Raw genomic sequence first — 16,090 nt, forward strand, 5'->3', positions numbered from 1 at the left:
AAGCGTCCGGATCGGAGTCAGCGACGTTCCGGTTTCGCGCTGCGGCCCATCAGCTCCTTCAGGGCCACGAGGGTCGGCTTGCCGTGGTGGACGATGTCCACGACGGTCTCGGTGATCGGCATGTCCACCCCGTGGCGGCCCGCCAGATCGGCCACCGACTGGCAGGACTTGACTCCCTCGGCGGTCTGCTTGGTGACCGCGATGGTCTCCTCCAGGGTCATCCCGCGGCCGAGGTTCGTGCCGAAGGTGTGGTTCCGGGAGAGCGGCGAGGAGCAGGTGGCGACCAGGTCGCCGAGGCCGGCCAGGCCGGAGAAGGTGAGCGGGTCGGCGCCCATGGCCACGCCCAGGCGGGTCGCTTCGGCCAGGCCCCGGGTGATGAGCGAGCCCTTGGTGTTGTCGCCCAGGCCCATGCCGTCCGCGATGCCGACGGCGAGGCCGATGACGTTCTTGACGGCGCCGCCGAGTTCGCAGCCGATGACGTCGGTGCTGGTGTACGGGCGGAAGTACGCGGTGTGGCAGGCGGCCTGGAGGCGCTGGGCCACGGCCTCGTCCACGCAGGCGACGACGGAGGCGGCGGGCTGGCGGGCGGCGATCTCGGCGGCCAGGTTGGGGCCGGTGACGACGGCGATGCGCTCGGCCGGGACCTTGGCCACCTCCTCGATGACCTCGCTCATCCGCTTGGCCGTGCCCAGTTCGATGCCCTTCATGAGGGAGACGAGCACCGTGTCGGCGGCCAGCAGCGGGGCCCAGGCGGCGAGGTTGTCGCGCAGGGTCTGGGAGGGGACGGCCAGGACGGTGAAGTCGGCGCCCGCGGCGGCCTCGGCCGGGTCGCCGGTGGCCCGGATGTTCGCGGGGAGTTCGACGTCGGGGAAGTAGTCCGGGTTGGTCCGGCCGGTGTTGATGGCGTCGACGACCTCGGTGCGGCGGCCCCAGAGGGTGACCTCGCAGCCGGCGTCGGCGAGCACGATGGCGAAGGCCGTGCCCCAGGAGCCTGTTCCGAAGACGGTCGCCTTCACGGGACGTGTCACTTCTTGCCCTCCCCTGCGGCCTTGCGCCGCTGTTCCGCCCTGGCGTTGCGATGGTCGTACGGCTGCTCGGGGGCGGTCTCCCCCCGCACCTCCTCCAGGAGGACGGTGATGGCCGCCATGATGACCTCGGTGGCCTGCTTGAGCACGTCCGGGGTGGGCTCCCGGTCGTAGAAGGCCGAGAGGTCCACGGGCGGTCCGGCGAGCACCTGGAGGGTCTTGCGCGGGAACAGGCGGACCTTGTTCTCCTTGGCGTAGGGCGGCATCGCGAGGTTCGCGCCCCACTGGGCCACCGGAATGACGGGCGCCCTGGTCATCAGCGCGACGCGGGCGGCGCCGGTCTTGCCGGCCATCGGCCACATGTCGGGGTCGCGGGTGAGGGTGCCCTCCGGGTAAAAGGCCACGCATTCGCCGCCCTCGATGGCGTCGACGGCGGCCCGGAATGCGTCGAGGGCGTTGGTGCTCTCGCGGTAGACGGGGATCTGCCCGCTGCCGCGCAGGATCGACCCGACAATGGGGACCTTGAAGAGGGCGGCCTTGGCGAGCAATCGGGGCACCCGGCCGGTGTTGTACTGGAAGTGCGCGTAGGAGAGCGGGTCCAGATACGAGTTGTGATTGACGGCGGTGATAAAGCCGCCCTCGGCCGGAATGTGCTCCATTCCCCGCCAGTCCCGCTTGAAGAGCACTACCAGCGGCGGTTTTGCGATGACCGCCGCCAGGCGGTACCAGAAGCCGATTCTGCGGCGGGACACTCGGACACCTTCCTCTAGGACCGGTGCGCGGCTGGGGCACCTCGTCGGCCGGACAAGTGTCACCCCGGGCCCGGTCTCTGTCGAGAACACCGTACGCCCCGCTCACACCGCCGGGCCCCCGGGCCGCCCGGGCGGGGGCGACAATGGGCCGACACATGACCCGGCCATGACCTGACCTTGGCCCGGGGAGGGGTCGGAGCGCACCGCGGGGAAGGGGTCCGTCACGAACGCCGTCTGGAGTCTGGTGGTTCCGCTGAAGCCTCTGTCGGTGGCCAAGAGCCGTCTCGCGGCGGCGGTGGGGGCCTCCCGTCCGGGGCTGGCCCTGGCCTTCGCCCAGGACACCGTCGCGGGGGCGCTGGCCTGCGCCGCGGTCGCGGATGTGGTGGTGGTCACGGACGACGCGGCGGCCGGCCGGGAACTGGCCAGGCTGGGGGCGCGGATCGTCCCCGACGCCCCGGCGGCCGGGCTCAACGCGGCGCTGGCCCACGGGGCGCGGGCGGCGCGGGAGCGGCGGCCCGGCGCCGCGGTCGCGGCGATGAACGCCGACCTGCCGGCGCTGCGGCCCCCCGAATTGCTACGCGTGCTCGAAAACGCCTCGGTATTTCCCCGGGCATTTCTGGCCGATGCGGCCGGAATCGGGACGACTCTTCTTTCCGCCGCACCGGACGTGGAATTGGCACCGTCCTTCGGGGGTCCGTCGCGGGCCCGGCATTCCGCCTCGGGAGCCGTCGAAATCGCACTGGCGGACGTCGACAGCGTGCGGCGGGACGTGGACACCGCGGCGGACCTGCGGACGGCGCTCGCCCTCGGCGTGGGGCGTCACACGGCCCGATACAGTGCGGGTATGCAGGCGACCGCGTACACGTACGACTCCCAGACCCGCAGCGGCAGCGTGCTGCTGGACGACGGCACCCCGGTGTCCTTCGAGGCACCGGCGTTCGACGCGGGCGGGCTGCGGCTGCTGCGTCCGGGTCAGCGGGTCCGCATCGAGACGGACGGCAAGGGCGCGGGCCTGAGGATCACCCTGATCACGCTCCAGACCTTCTGAAACCGGTCCCGCCCGACGCCCGCAGGGCGTCCGGCGGCTCCGGAACGCACCGCGGGCCGGCTCCCCCAGAGGAGGGAAGCCGGCCCGGCGTGTGTGACTCGTGCCCCTACTTCTTGCGGGCGGTGGTCTTCTTCGCGGTGGCCTTGCGGGTCGCCGTCTTCTTGGCCGGCGCCTTCGTCGCTGCGGTGACCTTCTTGGCCGCCGGGGCGGTCTTCTTCGCGGCGGTGGTGGTCTTCTTCGCCGCGGCCGTGGCCTTCTTGGCGGTGGTCGCCTTCTTGGCGGCGGTCGTCGCCTTCTTCGCCGCGGCCGTGCTCTTCACCGCCGCCTTCTTGGCGGTGGCGGTGGTCTTCTTCGCCGCGACCTTCTTTGCGACCGTGGTCTTTGCCGCGGCCTTCTTGGCGGTGGTGGCCTTCTTCGCCGCGGCCTTCTTGACCGTCGCGGAGGCACCGCCGGTGAGGCTGCCCTTCGGCGCCTTCTTCACCGACACCTCGCCGCCCTTGGGCAGCTTCTTGGTGCCGCTGACCAGGTCCTTGAAGCCCTGGCCGGCACGGAATCGGGGCACCGAGGTCTTCTTGACCCGGACGCGCTCACCCGTCTGCGGGTTGCGGGCGTAACGGGCCGGACGGTCGACCTTCTCGAACGAGCCGAAGCCCGTGACCGAGACCCGGTCGCCCGCGACGGTAGCGCGGACGATGGCGTCCAGTACCGCGTCGACAGCGTCCGCGGCCTGCTGGCGGCCGCCCAGCTTGTCGGCAATCGCTTCTACGAGCTGCGCCTTGTTCACGTCTTCCCCTTCGGAGACTTCGCCAGAACGAATGTGTTCAAGCTTATTTCGCACGTTAGGCGGATATATACCGCAAATCAAACACGAAACGGGCTAATCACCCTAGTGCCGCAACGCCGGAGGCGGTTACGGAGTTCCTTCGCATCAGTCGCCTTCAGGGAATCGACCCTCGTCGAGGTCCTTCATCAACCTGTCCAGGCGCCTTGCCGCATCGGCGAGATCGTGCTTCGCCGCGGCTGTGACGACCAACAGCTTCCGGGACAGCGCCATCCTTACGCCCTCCGGGACTTGCAGTGAGCGCACCCGTGTGTGTGCTTCTTTCAGCCGGTCCGCGACGAGTTCGTAGAGCTCGAGTTGACTGTCGCGTTCCATGCACAGATTGTGCCATCTGGGGCGAGTTGTCGCCTCACGGGGCCTCAACAAACGGCTGTGCCCCCCGCCGGAGGGCGGGGGGCACAGTGTTGTCGATGTGATCACCCGGGGGTGAATAACCGCTGATCAGGCAGGAATCAGGCCTGAATCGTGCGCGGCTTGAAGGCCGGGCGGGTGCTTTCGTAGGTGGCGATGTCCGCTTCGTTCTGAAGGGTGAGCGAGATGTCGTCCAGGCCCTCCAGCAGACGCCAGCGGGCGTTGTCGTCCAGTTCGAACTCGGCCACGACGCCTTCCGCGCGGACCTGGCGGTCGACCAGGTCGACCGTGATCTCGGCGGTGGGGTCGGCCTCGGTCAGCTCCCACAGCCGGTCGACGGTCTCCTGCGGGAGCACGACGGTCAGCAGGCCGTTCTTCAGCGAGTTCCCGCGGAAGATGTCGGCGAAGCGGGAGGAGATGACCGTCTTGAACCCGAAGTTCTGCAGGGCCCAGACGGCGTGCTCGCGCGAGGAGCCGGTGCCGAAGTCGGGGCCGGCGACGAGCACGGTCGCGCCGGCGCGCTCCGGGCGGTTCGTGACGAACTCCGGGTCCTTGCGCCAGGCCTCGAAGAGCCCGTCCTCGAAGCCGTCGCGGGTGATCTTCTTGAGCCAGTGGGCCGGGATGATCTGGTCGGTGTCGACGTTGCTGCGGCGCAGCGGGACGGCCCGGCCGGTGTGGACGGTGAAGGCTTCCATGGTTCAGACTCCGGCGGTCGCGTCGGCGGCGGACAGGTCGGCGGGCGAGGCCAGATGGCCCAGCACCGCGGTGGCGGCGGCCACCTGCGGGGAGACCAGGTGGGTGCGCCCGCCCTTGCCCTGCCGGCCCTCGAAGTTGCGGTTGGAGGTGGACGCGGAGCGTTCACCGGGCGCCAGTTGGTCGGGGTTCATGCCCAGGCACATCGAACAGCCCGCGTGCCGCCACTCGGCGCCGGCCTCCTTGAAGACCTTGTCCAGGCCCTCTTCCACGGCCTGGAGGGCGACGCGGACCGAGCCCGGGACGACCAGCATCCGTACGCCGTCGGCGACTTTGCGGCCCTCGATGATCCCGGCGACGGCGCGCAGGTCCTCGATGCGGCCGTTGGTGCAGGAACCTACGAAGACGGTGTCGACCTTGATGTCGCGCAGCGGCTGTCCGGCGGTCAAGCCCATGTACTCCAGGGCCTTTTCGGCGGCGAGGCGCTCCGAAGCGTCCTCGTACGAAGCCGGGTCGGGGACGTCGGCCGACAGGGGCGCGCCCTGGCCCGGGTTGGTGCCCCAGGTGACGAACGGGGACAGCGCGGCGCCGTCGATGACGACCTCGGCGTCGAAGACCGCGTCCTCGTCGGTGCGCAGGGTCTTCCAGTACGCGACGGCCGCGTCCCAGTCCTCGCCCACGGGGGCGTGGTCGCGGCCCTGGAGGTAGTCGAAGGTGGTCCGGTCGGGGGCGATCATGCCCGCCCGGGCGCCGGCCTCGATCGACATGTTGCAGATGGTCATGCGGGCTTCCATCGAGAGCCGCTCGATGGCTTCGCCGCGGTACTCCAGGATGTAGCCCTGGCCGCCGCCGGTGCCGATCTTCGCGATGATCGCCAGGATCAGGTCCTTGGCGGTGACGCCCTCGGCCAGCTCGCCGGTGACCGTGATCGCCATCGTCTTGGGGCGGGCCAGCGGCAGGGTCTGGGTGGCCAGCACGTGCTCGACCTGGCTGGTGCCGATGCCGAAGGCCAGCGCGCCGAAGGCGCCGTGCGTGGAGGTGTGCGAGTCGCCGCAGACCACGGTGGTACCGGGCTGGGTCAGGCCCAGCTGCGGTCCCACGACGTGGACGACGCCCTGCTCGACGTCACCCAGCGAGTGCAGGCGCACGCCGAACTCGGCGCAGTTCGCCCGCAGCGTCTCCAGCTGGGCGCGGGAGACCGGGTCCGCGATGGGCTTGTCGATGTCGAGGGTGGGGGTGTTGTGGTCCTCGGTGGCGATGGTGAGGTCGAGGCGCCGGACCTTGCGGCCGGCCGCCCTGAGCCCTTCGAAGGCCTGCGGGCTGGTCACCTCGTGCAGCAGGTGCAGATCGATGAAGAGGAGGTCGGGCTCGCCTTCGGCGCGCCGGACGACATGGTCGTCCCAGACCTTCTCCGCGAGAGTCCTACCCATCGCTTTCCCTCCGGCCGGCGGGTTGTGCCGGCGCTTCCTAGAGATCTGTGCCGCCGGCCGCCCGTACCCCACGTCCCGGACGACGGCTCGGACCCAGTGGTTCGTGGACCCGCACATACAGACTCGCTGGTTCTTGGAAAAATTGAACTTGCGTTTCACAGTGTGAGACGCGAATATCGTTTCATGGACAACTCTAGCGGCGTCGGCGTTCTCGACAAGGCAGCTCTGGTATTGAGCGCACTGGAGTCCGGTCCGGCCACCCTCGCCGGGCTGGTCGCGGCGACAGGGCTCGCACGACCCACGGCACATCGCCTTGCCGTGGCACTGGAACACCACCGGATGGTGGCGAGGGACATGCAGGGCCGGTTCATCCTCGGTCCGCGGCTGGCGGAGCTCGCCGCCGCGGCCGGCGAGGACCGACTGCTGGCCACGGCGGGACCGGTACTCACCCACCTCCGTGACGTGACGGGCGAGAGCGCGCAGCTCTACCGCCGTCAGGGAGACATGCGCATCTGCGTGGCGGCGGCGGAACGGCTGTCCGGCCTTCGGGACACGGTCCCGGTGGGCTCGACCCTTCCGATGAAGGCCGGCTCGGCCGCGCAGATCCTGATGGCCTGGGAGGAGCCCGAGCGGCTCCACCGCGGGCTCCAGGGCGCGCGCTTCACGGCGACGGCGCTCTCGGGCGTACGTCGCCGCGGCTGGGCGCAGTCGATCGGCGAGCGGGAGCCCGGCGTGGCGTCCGTCTCGGCGCCGGTGCGCGGGCCGTCGAACCGCGTGGTGGCCTCCGTGTCGGTCTCCGGGCCGATCGAGCGGCTGACCCGCCACCCGGGCCGGATGCACGCCCAGGCCGTCATCGACGCGGCCGCCCGTCTCACGGAGGCGCTGCGCCGCTCCGGCTGACGCCCCGACCCCATCCGCTCACCCCCGGGCCCGGGGGCGCGTTCGACGCCGCACACGTCCGAACACGCGCCTCCGGGCCCGTACTTGTACCTGCGGCCGGCGCGTCCGGAGCACAGCGAAGAGGCCCTCCGCGACGAACGCGGAGGGCCTCTTCGATGCGTACCCCCGACCGGATTCGAACCGGCGCTACCGCCTTGAGAGGGCGGCGTGCTAGGCCGCTACACAACGGGGGCTTGCTTGTACTGCGCTGGGCTACCAGGACTCGAACCTAGAACAAAGGAACCAGAAACCTTCGTGTTGCCAATTACACCATAGCCCAATGTGGTCTATACCAGACCAGTACCCCCGACCGGATTCGAACCGGCGCTACCGCCTTGAGAGGGCGGCGTGCTAGGCCGCTACACAACGGGGGCCCTAGCGATCCTGCATCAAGACGTCCGGGAGCTACCCAAAAGGAGATCTTGCGGGAAGGATCTGTACCCCCGACCGGATTCGAACCGGCGCTACCGCCTTGAGAGGGCGGCGTGCTAGGCCGCTACACAACGGGGGCAAAGCACTGCGTTACTGCTGCACTGCGCTGGGGTACCAGGACTCGAACCTAGAATAAGGGAACCAGAAACCCTCGTGTTGCCAATTACACTATACCCCACCGAAAGTCAAGCCCCTGGGGGTTTTTCTTTCGAGTGGCGCCTCCGTCCGGCCTTTCGGCCCGCTCCGGCGGCGCAGAAAGAACATTACCGGATGCCTGACCGTGCTCCAAAACGGGTATCCCGCGCCAGCAGCTCGGGCAGCCGGTCAAGGGCTTCGATCCGGTGCGCCCCTTCGGGGCCGGGTCCCCGGCCCCCGTCCCGGTCGATCCAGACGGCGAGCAGCCCGGCGTCGCGGGCGCCCCGCGCGTCGATCTCGGGCTGGTCCCCCACGTACGCCACGTCCCCGGGCGGCAGTCCGAGCGCCTCGCAGGCGGCGAGGAACGCCCCCGCCTCGGGCTTGCTGACCCCGAGCTCGACGGCGCAGACCAGCACCTCGAAGCGTTCGCGCAGGCCGAGCTGACGCAGCTTGGGGTCCTGGTTGGCCGTGGAGGAGTTGGAGAGCACCCCGTGGCGGTAGTCGGCCGCGAGGGCGTCGAGCGCCGGCACGACGTCGGGGAAGACGGTCCAGGCGGCCTTGTAGTGCTCGACGTAGCTGTCGAACCAGGCGTCGGCCTCGGCCGCGGTCATGCCGGGCCGGTCGAGGAACTCCCGTACCCGCTCCTGGCGCTGCCCCTGGAAGGTGCCCACGCCCGCGGCGAAGTTCGCCCAGTGGCGGTCGGTGATCTCCCGCCAGCGCGCGAGGGCCTGCGCGGGGGTCCCGTACCGCTCGGCGAGCCGCACGGCCTCCAGCTGCGCCGCGAGACCGGCCGCGTCGGCCCCCGTGTAGTCGAAGAGGGTGTCGTCGATGTCCCACAGCACGGCGCGGATCGGCATGTGCCCGAGCCTATGCCGAAGCGCTCGCCTGCGGGGGCACGACGAGGAAGTCCGTGACGAAGCAGGTAACCCGGCCCTCGGCGTCGCGCCCGATCCAGGTCGGATAGCAGCCGTCGCCCCACCCGGAGGTGAAGCCCGCGAGGGTGTGGCCCTCCTCCCCCTCGGCCAGGAAGACCGCCGGGCCGTGGCCGACCGTCTCCATGGCGGCCCACACCGCGCCCTCCTCCTCCTCGGTGCCGGGGAACGAGCCGTCGGCGGCGGCGTCGTAGAAGCAGCCGGTGCCCGCGTCCACGCCGTACCCGTAGAACTCGTCCTCGCCGAGGAGGGACGGGTCCTGGCCCTCCTCGACGGCCATCTCCCAGCTCACGGCCGGAGCGTCCCGGATGACCAGGCGCGCCGCGGCGACCCGCGTGTGGGGGACGGCGCCCTGCGGGGTGTCGGGGCGGACCAGGGTGGCGACGGCCGCCTCGGCGCGGTAGCGGCCCGGGGCCACGGTCACGGCGAACGGCTCCGCGTCGCCCGACCCGAGGAGGACGAAGGGGTCGCAGGCGACGACCCGCCCCGTGGGCAGGGTCACGTCCCCGATGACGACCGGGGCGAGCGTCCCCGTCGTCCCGTTGTGGTGGGCGAAGGCGGAACCCGGCGTGAAGTGCCAGGCGTAGTCGGGCGGGGTCATCGGCACGGCGGAGCCTTCCGGGGATGCGGGGGGGGCGATCGGTTGCGCCGGAGCCTACGGGGCGCCGCCGACAACGCCGCAGGGGGCGGCGGCCCGGAATCGGGCGCCGCCCCCTGCGGGACGTACGGGTGCTGCGGCGGGTCAGCCGGCCAGCTTGGCCAGGGCCGCGTCGATGCGGGCCAGCGAGCGCTCCTTGCCCAGGATCTCCAGGGACTCGAAGAGCGGCAGGCCGACCGTGCGGCCGGTGACGGCCACGCGGACGGGGGCCTGGGCCTTGCCGAGCTTGAGGCCGTGGGCCTCGCCGGCGGTCAGCACGGCCTGCTTGAGGGACTCGGGGTCCGCCCAGTCGGCACCGGCCAGGTTCTCGCGGGCGGTGGTCAGCAGGGCCGCCGGCTCGCCCTTCATCGCCTTGTCCCAGGAGGCCTGGTCCTCGACGGGCTCCTTGCGGAACAGGAAGTCGACGTTGGCCGTGATCTCCGACAGGACGCCCACGCGGGTCTGGGCGTACGGCGCGATGCGCTCCCAGGCCTCGGTGTCGAAGTCCTCCGGCGCCCAGTTGGCGTGCGGGGCCTGCAGCCACGGGGCGCAGCGGTCCGCGAAGACCTTCGGGTCGAGCAGGCGGATGTGGTCGCCGTTGATCGACTCGGCCTTCTTCAGGTCGAAGCGCGCCGGGTTGGCGTTCACGCCGTCGATGTCGAACTTCTGGACCATCTCCTCGATCGAGAAGACGTCCTGGTCCTTGGAGAAGGACCAGCCGAGGAGCGAGAGGTAGTTCAGCAGGCCCTCGGGGAGGAAGCCGCGCTCGCGGTACAGGTTGAGCGAGGCCTCGGGGTCGCGCTTGGAGAGCTTCTTGTTGCCCTCGCCCATCACGTACGGCAGGTGGCCGAAGGCGGGGGTGCCCTTGGCGACGCCCAGCTCGATCAGCGCCTTGTACAGGGCGATCTGGCGCGGGGTCGACGAGAGGAGGTCCTCGCCGCGCAGGACGTGCGTGATCTCCATCAGGGCGTCGTCCACCGGGTTGACCAGGGTGTAGAGCGGGGCGCCGTTGGCCCGGACGATGCCGAAGTCCGGCACGTTGTCGGGGGTGAAGGTCAGCTCGCCGCGCACCAGGTCGGTGAAGGTGATGGGCTCGTCGGGCATCCGGAAGCGGACGATCGCGGGGCGGTTCTCGCCCTGGTACGCCTCGACCTGCGCGGCGGTGAGCTCGCGGCAGTGGCCGTCGTAGCCGGAGGGCTTGCCGGCCGCGCGGGCGGCGGCGCGGCGCGCGTCGAGCTCCTCGGTGCTGCAGTAGCAGTGGTAGGCGTAGCCGCCGTCCAGCAGCTTCCGGGCGACGTCCTGGTAGATGTCCATGCGCTCGGACTGGCGGTACGGGGCGTGCGGGCCGCCGACCTCGGGGCCCTCGTCCCAGGTGAAGCCGAGCCAGCGCAGCGAGTCGAGCAGCTGGTCGTAGGACTCCTCGGAGTCGCGGGCCGCGTCGGTGTCCTCGATGCGGAAGACGAACGTACCGCCGTGGTGGCGCGCGAACGCCCAGTTGAAGAGGGCGGTGCGGACCAGGCCCACGTGGGGGTTGCCGGTCGGGGAGGGACAGAAACGTACGCGGACGGGTCCGTTAACCACGCTTGATCACCTTGTTGGTGAGAGTGCCGATGCCTTCGATGGTGACGGCGACCTCGTCGCCGACGTTGAGGGGGCCGACTCCGGCCGGGGTCCCCGTGAGGATGACGTCGCCGGGGAGCAGCGTCATGGCCTCGGTGATGTGGACGACCAGGTCCTCGATGGAGCGGACCATGTCACTGGTGCGGCCCAGCTGGCGCTGCCGGCCGTTGACCGTGCACTGGATGGTCAGGTCGCCCGGGTCCAGGTCGGTCTCGATCCAGGGGCCGAGGGGGCAGGAGCTGTCGAAGCCCTTGGCCCGGGCCCACTGCTTCTCCCGCTGCTGGACGTCGCGCGCCGTGACGTCGTTGGCGCAGGTGTAGCCGAGGATGACGTCCTTGACGCGCTCCTTGGGGACCTCGCGGCACATGCGGCCGATGACCACGGCGAGCTCTGCCTCGTGGTGGAGGTCCTGGGAGAAGGAGGGGTAGGTGATCGGGTCACCCGGGCCGACCACCGAGGTGGACGGCTTGAAGAACGTGATGGGGGCGTCCGGGACCTCGTTGCCGAGCTCCGCCGCGTGCTCCGCGTAGTTGCGGCCGATGGCCACGACCTTGTTCGGGAGCACGGGCGGCAGGAGCCGGACCTTGCTCAGCGGGACCTTGGTGCCCGAGAGCTCGAAGTCCGCGAACGGGATGCCCTTGATGATGTCGAGCACGAGCGACGCTTCGTTGCCGGGGGCGGCGTCGCCCTCGACCGCGCCGAACGCGACATTGCCGTCGATCGAGAACCTGGCGATGCGCACGTGTTGCGTCTGCCCCTCTGTATTTCCGCTGGCTGGAGTCTGCGGTCTCCAGGCTAACGCGGCGGGCAGCGGCGCTTCACGTTCCGTGCGGGGCGGCTTACTGCGCGGCGGCGGCGACCGGCGCGTCCATGAGGACCGTGCGCCGGGGGTTGGCGGTCTGCGTCGGCAGCTCGACGGCGTGCTCCGGGGTGGCCGGTGCCGCCTGCAGCTCCTCGGCGTCCTTGAGGTGCGCGAGGGTGGTGCGGCGGGGGTTGGCTATGTTGCGGAACATCGTCGTCGTCTTCATCGGAGTTCGGGGTCCTCGGTTCGGTCTGTGGATGTCGGCCGGCGCACACACCAACCCATGCGCCAACCCTTTAAGGGGCAAGGCTAAACATCTGAATCCCCCGCCGAACCGGGAAGTAATGGCCACGGCTATGTGAGTTTGCTCACCCGTGACCAGACATTGCTTCCATATCGGACAGTCAACGAGACCCGTCGAAACGGACATTGCGCCACTGAATGCGCCATTCCGCTCCTGATCATCGCGACTGGGACACCTTGCCAGCCATGTTGTTTGGATGGCGTAAGTCCGATTTCAACCGAATGCGGTCGCACATCGCGTAGTGCGTCTGTCACGTGAAGTGACCGACTCTCCGGGGAACGCGCGCACCTTGTTGGAGATCCGCCACTGTGCTGGAATTCGCGGGACCGCCGCGGGACTCAGTCCGGCGCGCAGGTGGCGCGACACCGCGCCGAGCGGCGGAAAGAAAGGGAGACGCGCCGGTCACCGACGACCACCATGGGGCCGAAAGCGCCCCACGACTCGACACCGTTCCGCCGGTCGCCCGGCGGGACGCCTGGTCCAGAGGTTGCGACGCTAGTGCAGGGACGATTCAAGAGGGATGGCAGCGCTGCGGCGGAGCAGGAGCCGCGCGGCGGGACCGACCGTGGCTCCTCGCCCCAGCACGCCCAGAACCGCGGGCCGGCTGTCGAGGGCGCAGGCCCCGACGCTTCCGCAGCGGTGAAGGCCAAGGGCCGTGTGAAGTCCGTGAAGTCCGTGAAGGCCAGGTCCAAGGACAAGGCCGGGTCGACCGAGCAGGACGTGGCGATACCGAAGGCCCCCAGTGGGCCCGGCTCTCGCCTCGCCATGCAGAACTGGCGCATCAGCACGCGACTCGTGTCGCTGCTGACCCTGCCGGTCGTCGCCGCCACCACGCTCGGTGGCTTCCGCATCAACGACTCGCTCAATGACATCGCGCAGCTCGAGCACATGCAGCTGCTGACGACCATGACGCGACAGGCCACCAACCTGGCCGCCATGCTCCAGGAGGAGCGCGACCTCTCCGCGGGTCCGCTCTCGCTCTCCGGGGGCAAGAGCAACAGCAGTGTCGACGGCGCCCGCGCGCAGACCGACACCGCCGCCAAGGCCTTCGCCGCCGCGACCGACAAGGTCGACAGCACGGGCGAGAAGGACGACACCCTCAAGTCGATCCGCAACAACGTGCTGCAGATCGGTCGTCAGCTCACGAACATCGAGACGATCCGCACCAAGGCGTACGCCAACGGCGCCCAGCAGACCGTCAGCGAGTACAACGCGATGATCGTCTCGCTGCTCTCGCTCTCCCAGGACATGGCGCAGGCCACCTCCAACCCGGAGATGATCAAGCGTACCCGTGCCCTGGCCGCGTTCTCCGCCGCCAAGGAGTACGCCTCCATCCAGCGCGCGATCATCGCCGCCTCGCTGCCCGAGACCTCGGACAAGCAGGGCCGGCTCCAGGAGAACGACCGTCTCTACGCCCTCTCCGCCCAGAAGGGCGAGCAGCAGGCGAAGACGACCTTCGAGCTCGTCTACCAGGGCCGCACCGAGGAACTCCTCGCGGGTCTGGGCGACAGCAACTCCGAGATCTCCAGCGCCGACCACTACGCACGCCGCGTGCTGGCCAGCCAGGACGCCTTCCTCCGCGAGAAGAACCGGTCCTGGCTGGACTGGTACGACGCGGACGGCACCAAGCTCCAGGCGATGAAGGTCATCGAGCTGACCCTGCTCGAGGAGATGGAGCAGAAGGCCCGCGAGCTGAAGAACGAGGCCCAGCAGGACGCCATCATCAACGGTGCGCTGATCCTCCTCGTCCTCGGTGTCTCCCTCGTCGGCGCCTTCGTCATGGCCCGCTCGATGATCCGCTCGCTGCGCCGCCTGCAGGACACCGCGACGCGGGTCGCCCAGGACCGTCTGCCCGAGCTCGTCAAGCAGCTCTCCGAGTCCGACCCGCAGGACGTGGACACGTCCGTGGAGTCGGTCGGTGTGCACACCCGCGACGAGATCGGCCAGGTGGCCGCGGCATTCGACGACGTGCACCGCGAGGCCGTCCGCCTCGCCGCCGAGCAGGCCCTCCTGCGAGGCAACGTCAACGCGATGTTCACCAACCTCTCGCGCCGCTCGCAGGGCCTCATCCAGCGTCAGCTCTCGCTCATCTCCGAACTGGAGTCGCGCGAGGCCGACCCGGACCAGCTGTCCTCCCTCTTCAAGCTCGACCACCTCGCGACCCGCATGCGCCGTAACGGCGAAAACCTCCTCGTCCTCGCGGGCGAGGAGCCGGGCCGCCGGTGGACCCGCCCCGTCCCGCTCGTCGACGTGCTCCGCGCCGCCGCGTCCGAGGTGGAGCAGTACGAGCGCGTCGAGCTGGCGTCGGTGCCCGGCACCGATGTCGCCGGCCGCGTCGTCAACGACCTCGTGCACGTCCTCGCAGAGCTGCTGGAGAACGCCACCTCGTTCTCCTCCCCGCAGACCAAGGTCAAGGTCACCGGTCACGCGCTGCCCGACGGCCGCGTGCTCGTCGAGATCCACGACACCGGCATCGGTCTCTCCCCGGAGGACCTCGCCGCGATCAACGAGCGGCTCGCGTCGCCGCCCACCGTGGACGTCTCCGTCTCCCGACGCATGGGTCTGTTCGTGGTCGGCCGCCTGTCCCTGCGACACGGCATCCGCATCCAGCTGCGCCCCTCCGACTCGGGCGGCACGACGGCCCTCGTCATGCTCCCGGTGGACGTCGCCCAGGGCGGCAAGAAGCCGGGTCCGACGCCGGGTCAGGGCGGTCCGGGCGGTGCCCAGGGCGGCCCCGGTGCCCAGGCCTCCGTGCCCGGTCCGGGCGGACGCCCCACCGTGGCCGCGGGCCCGCAGCGCGGCCAGGTCGGCGGGGGTGGCCAGCGCGCCGCCCTGCCGGGTCGCGACGGCGGCGCCGGCCAGCAGCGTCCGCAGGGCGGCCGGTCCCCGCAGCAGGGCGGCCCGGGTGCTCCCGGCGCCCGTCCACAGCAGCCGGGTCAGACCACCGCCGGACAGGGCCAGGGCGGCTTCGGCGCCGCCGGGCCGCTGCCGACGCGCGGTCCGGTCCCCAGCGTCGGCTTCGGCGGCAACCCGCAGTCCCGTCCGGCTCCCGCCGGTGCCTCCGGCTTCCAGCAGGGCAACGCCTTCGAGCGTCCGCAGCAGCCCCAGCCCCAGCAGGCTCAGCAGCAGCCGACCGGTCCCGCGGCTCCGGCCGCGGGCGGCCAGCGGCCGCAGCTGCCGCCGCGCGGCGGCGCCGGCGCCGGTGCCCGTGCGGAGCTGCCCGGGCCGCAGACCACCAGCTGGGGGTCGGACCAGGCCCGCGGTCACGACGAGCTCTCGGGCCCCGGCTCGACGGCCGAGTTCGCGCGCCCCGACTTCAACGCGCCGATGCCCCAGGGCGACGGCGCGGGCAGCACCACCGGCCAGTTCGAGCGTCCGGACGTACGGGGCCCCATCGACCCGTCCAGCACCGGTCAGTTCGAGCGCCCGGGCTACCAGCCCCAGCGGCCGGGCGGTCCCGGTGTCGGCGGCTTCGCCCGCCAGCCGCAGGCCCCGCAGCAGCCCCAGCCGCAGCACGTGCAGCCGCAGGGTCAGCAGCCGGTCGGCGAGTACGCCCCCGTACCGTCCGCGCGGCCCGAGGCTCCGCGGCTGCCGCAGGGCCACCGGCCCGAGGCGCTGCCGCCGGCCCAGAGCCCCGGCGAGGCCCGCAGCCCGATCTTCGACACGCTGGAGTCGAACTGGTTCCGCGAGGAGGGGCAGCAGCCCCCCGCGCAGGTCCCGGCCGTACCCCAGCAGCCGCAGCAGTCCGCTCCGCCGGCCCCGCAGCAGCACCAGCTGCCGCAGCGCGGCCAGGAGCACGCGGCCGAGTCCGCCCAGTCGGCGACCGGCAGCATGCCGACCGTCAGCTGGAAGTCGTCGCCGAACGACGAGCTGATGCGGCAGGCCGAGCGCGTGCGCCAGCCCGCCGCCGGCGGCATCACGACGTCGGGGCTGCCCCGCCGGGTCCCGCGAGCGAACCTCGTGGCCGGCACCGCGCAGCAGCAGGCCGACGCACAGGCGGGTCCGCAGGTCTCGCGGGCGCCGGACGACGTCCGCGGCCGTCTGACCAACCTCCGACGCGGTATCCAGCAGGGCCGTCAGGCTGGCAACAACAGCCAGACGACCGGCAGTTACCACATCGACCCCACTTACCAGCAGGAGCGTTAGTTG

At 70.9% G+C, this 16,090-nt stretch carries 13 protein-coding genes, 5 tRNA genes and 1 pseudogene; 3 read left to right on the forward strand and 16 right to left on the reverse strand.

Going from position 1 to position 16,090, the window contains the following annotated elements; all coding sequences use genetic code 11:
* Window positions 1-17: 17 nt before the first annotated feature.
* Both AB0O53_RS31195 and AB0O53_RS31200 read right to left on the reverse strand, forming a co-directional pair.
* Entirely contained in the window at window positions 18-1,028 is a 1,011-nt protein-coding gene (locus tag AB0O53_RS31195) for an NAD(P)H-dependent glycerol-3-phosphate dehydrogenase (RefSeq protein ID WP_350987749.1), read from the reverse strand.
* The gene (locus AB0O53_RS31200) at window positions 1,025-1,777 is read right to left on the reverse strand and encodes a lysophospholipid acyltransferase family protein (protein WP_350987750.1); all 753 of its coding nucleotides are present in this window, start codon (window positions 1,775-1,777) and stop codon (window positions 1,025-1,027) included. The genes AB0O53_RS31195 and AB0O53_RS31200 overlap by 4 nt, the downstream gene beginning before the upstream one ends.
* Before the next feature lie 241 nt (window positions 1,778-2,018).
* Between AB0O53_RS31200 and cofC the strand changes: the two are divergent.
* Window positions 2,019-2,624 (forward strand): annotated as a pseudogene (cofC, locus tag AB0O53_RS31205) (2-phospho-L-lactate guanylyltransferase); the annotation flags it as partial.
* Window positions 2,625-2,931: 307 nt separating this feature from the next.
* Here cofC and AB0O53_RS31210 read toward each other — a convergent pair.
* From AB0O53_RS31210 to leuC, 4 genes are all read right to left on the reverse strand, one after another.
* Window positions 2,932-3,609 carry an HU family DNA-binding protein gene (locus AB0O53_RS31210; RefSeq protein WP_350987751.1) on the reverse strand — a complete coding sequence of 226 codons (678 nt, stop codon included), beginning with the start codon at window positions 3,607-3,609 and terminating at the stop codon, window positions 2,932-2,934.
* 144 nt (window positions 3,610-3,753) lie between these two features.
* Complete coding sequence (locus AB0O53_RS31215; protein WP_030009267.1) at window positions 3,754-3,981, reverse strand: SCO5555 family protein; 228 nt, start codon at window positions 3,979-3,981, stop codon at window positions 3,754-3,756.
* A 137-nt stretch (window positions 3,982-4,118) separates the two neighbouring features.
* A complete protein-coding gene (gene leuD, locus AB0O53_RS31220; protein ID WP_350987752.1) occupies window positions 4,119-4,712 on the reverse strand; it encodes a 3-isopropylmalate dehydratase small subunit in 594 nt (197 codons plus the stop codon).
* Window positions 4,713-4,715: 3 nt separating this feature from the next.
* The gene (gene leuC, locus AB0O53_RS31225) at window positions 4,716-6,140 is read right to left on the reverse strand and encodes a 3-isopropylmalate dehydratase large subunit (protein ID WP_350987753.1); all 1,425 of its coding nucleotides are present in this window, start codon (window positions 6,138-6,140) and stop codon (window positions 4,716-4,718) included.
* 183 nt (window positions 6,141-6,323) lie between these two features.
* On the opposite strand from leuC, the gene ndgR reads away from it, so the two are divergent.
* Window positions 6,324-7,040, forward strand: a complete 717-nt coding sequence (gene ndgR / locus AB0O53_RS31230; protein WP_007266782.1) for an IclR family transcriptional regulator NdgR — start codon at window positions 6,324-6,326, stop codon at window positions 7,038-7,040.
* 160 nt (window positions 7,041-7,200) lie between these two features.
* Here the strand turns inward: ndgR and AB0O53_RS31235 are convergent.
* The 10 genes from AB0O53_RS31235 to AB0O53_RS31280 all read right to left on the reverse strand — a co-directional run bounded on the left by AB0O53_RS31235 (window position 7,201) and on the right by AB0O53_RS31280 (window position 11,863).
* Window positions 7,201-7,273, reverse strand: a tRNA-Glu gene (locus tag AB0O53_RS31235).
* Window positions 7,274-7,287: 14 nt separating this feature from the next.
* Window positions 7,288-7,359: transfer RNA gene (locus AB0O53_RS31240), tRNA-Gln, on the reverse strand.
* A gap of 21 nt (window positions 7,360-7,380) precedes the next feature.
* A tRNA-Glu gene (locus tag AB0O53_RS31245) sits at window positions 7,381-7,453 on the reverse strand.
* A 64-nt stretch (window positions 7,454-7,517) separates the two neighbouring features.
* Window positions 7,518-7,590 (reverse strand) — tRNA-Glu (locus AB0O53_RS31250).
* A 27-nt stretch (window positions 7,591-7,617) separates the two neighbouring features.
* Window positions 7,618-7,689, reverse strand: a tRNA-Gln gene (locus AB0O53_RS31255).
* A gap of 85 nt (window positions 7,690-7,774) precedes the next feature.
* A complete protein-coding gene (locus AB0O53_RS31260) occupies window positions 7,775-8,503 on the reverse strand; it encodes an HAD family hydrolase (protein ID WP_350987754.1) in 729 nt (242 codons plus the stop codon).
* A 10-nt stretch (window positions 8,504-8,513) separates the two neighbouring features.
* On the reverse strand, window positions 8,514-9,185 hold the full coding sequence (locus AB0O53_RS31265) for a DUF4241 domain-containing protein (RefSeq protein ID WP_350987755.1): 672 nt from the start codon (window positions 9,183-9,185) through the stop codon (window positions 8,514-8,516).
* Window positions 9,186-9,320: 135 nt separating this feature from the next.
* A complete protein-coding gene (gene gltX / locus AB0O53_RS31270; RefSeq protein ID WP_350987756.1) occupies window positions 9,321-10,796 on the reverse strand; it encodes a glutamate--tRNA ligase in 1,476 nt (491 codons plus the stop codon).
* The gene (locus AB0O53_RS31275) at window positions 10,789-11,577 is read right to left on the reverse strand and encodes a fumarylacetoacetate hydrolase family protein (RefSeq protein ID WP_350987757.1); all 789 of its coding nucleotides are present in this window, start codon (window positions 11,575-11,577) and stop codon (window positions 10,789-10,791) included. The genes gltX and AB0O53_RS31275 overlap by 8 nt, the downstream gene beginning before the upstream one ends.
* 97 nt (window positions 11,578-11,674) lie before the next feature.
* The gene (locus AB0O53_RS31280; protein WP_030029864.1) at window positions 11,675-11,863 is read right to left on the reverse strand and encodes a hypothetical protein; all 189 of its coding nucleotides are present in this window, start codon (window positions 11,861-11,863) and stop codon (window positions 11,675-11,677) included.
* A 576-nt stretch (window positions 11,864-12,439) separates the two neighbouring features.
* On the opposite strand from AB0O53_RS31280, the gene AB0O53_RS31285 reads away from it, so the two are divergent.
* Window positions 12,440-16,087 carry a sensor histidine kinase gene (locus AB0O53_RS31285; protein WP_365200096.1) on the forward strand — a complete coding sequence of 1,216 codons (3,648 nt, stop codon included), beginning with the start codon at window positions 12,440-12,442 and terminating at the stop codon, window positions 16,085-16,087.
* The last annotated feature ends 3 nt before the right edge of the window (window positions 16,088-16,090 follow it).

It is taken from the genome of Streptomyces erythrochromogenes, assembly GCF_040684695.1.
GTDB classification, from domain to species: domain Bacteria; phylum Actinomycetota; class Actinomycetes; order Streptomycetales; family Streptomycetaceae; genus Streptomyces; species Streptomyces erythrochromogenes_C.

What these genes read in the sequence shown, in the direction of transcription:
- AB0O53_RS31215 (WP_030009267.1), bottom strand. Translation starts at nt 3,981, where the DNA reads ATGGAACGCGACAGTCAACTCGAGCTCTACGAACTCGTCGCGGACCGG.
- AB0O53_RS31280 (WP_030029864.1), bottom strand. Translation starts at nt 11,863, where the DNA reads ATGAAGACGACGACGATGTTCCGCAACATAGCCAACCCCCGCCGCACC.
- ndgR (WP_007266782.1), top strand. Translation starts at nt 6,324, where the DNA reads ATGGACAACTCTAGCGGCGTCGGCGTTCTCGACAAGGCAGCTCTGGTA.
- AB0O53_RS31260 (WP_350987754.1), bottom strand. Translation starts at nt 8,503, where the DNA reads ATGCCGATCCGCGCCGTGCTGTGGGACATCGACGACACCCTCTTCGAC.
- leuD (WP_350987752.1), bottom strand. Translation starts at nt 4,712, where the DNA reads ATGGAAGCCTTCACCGTCCACACCGGCCGGGCCGTCCCGCTGCGCCGC.
- leuC (WP_350987753.1), bottom strand. Translation starts at nt 6,140, where the DNA reads ATGGGTAGGACTCTCGCGGAGAAGGTCTGGGACGACCATGTCGTCCGG.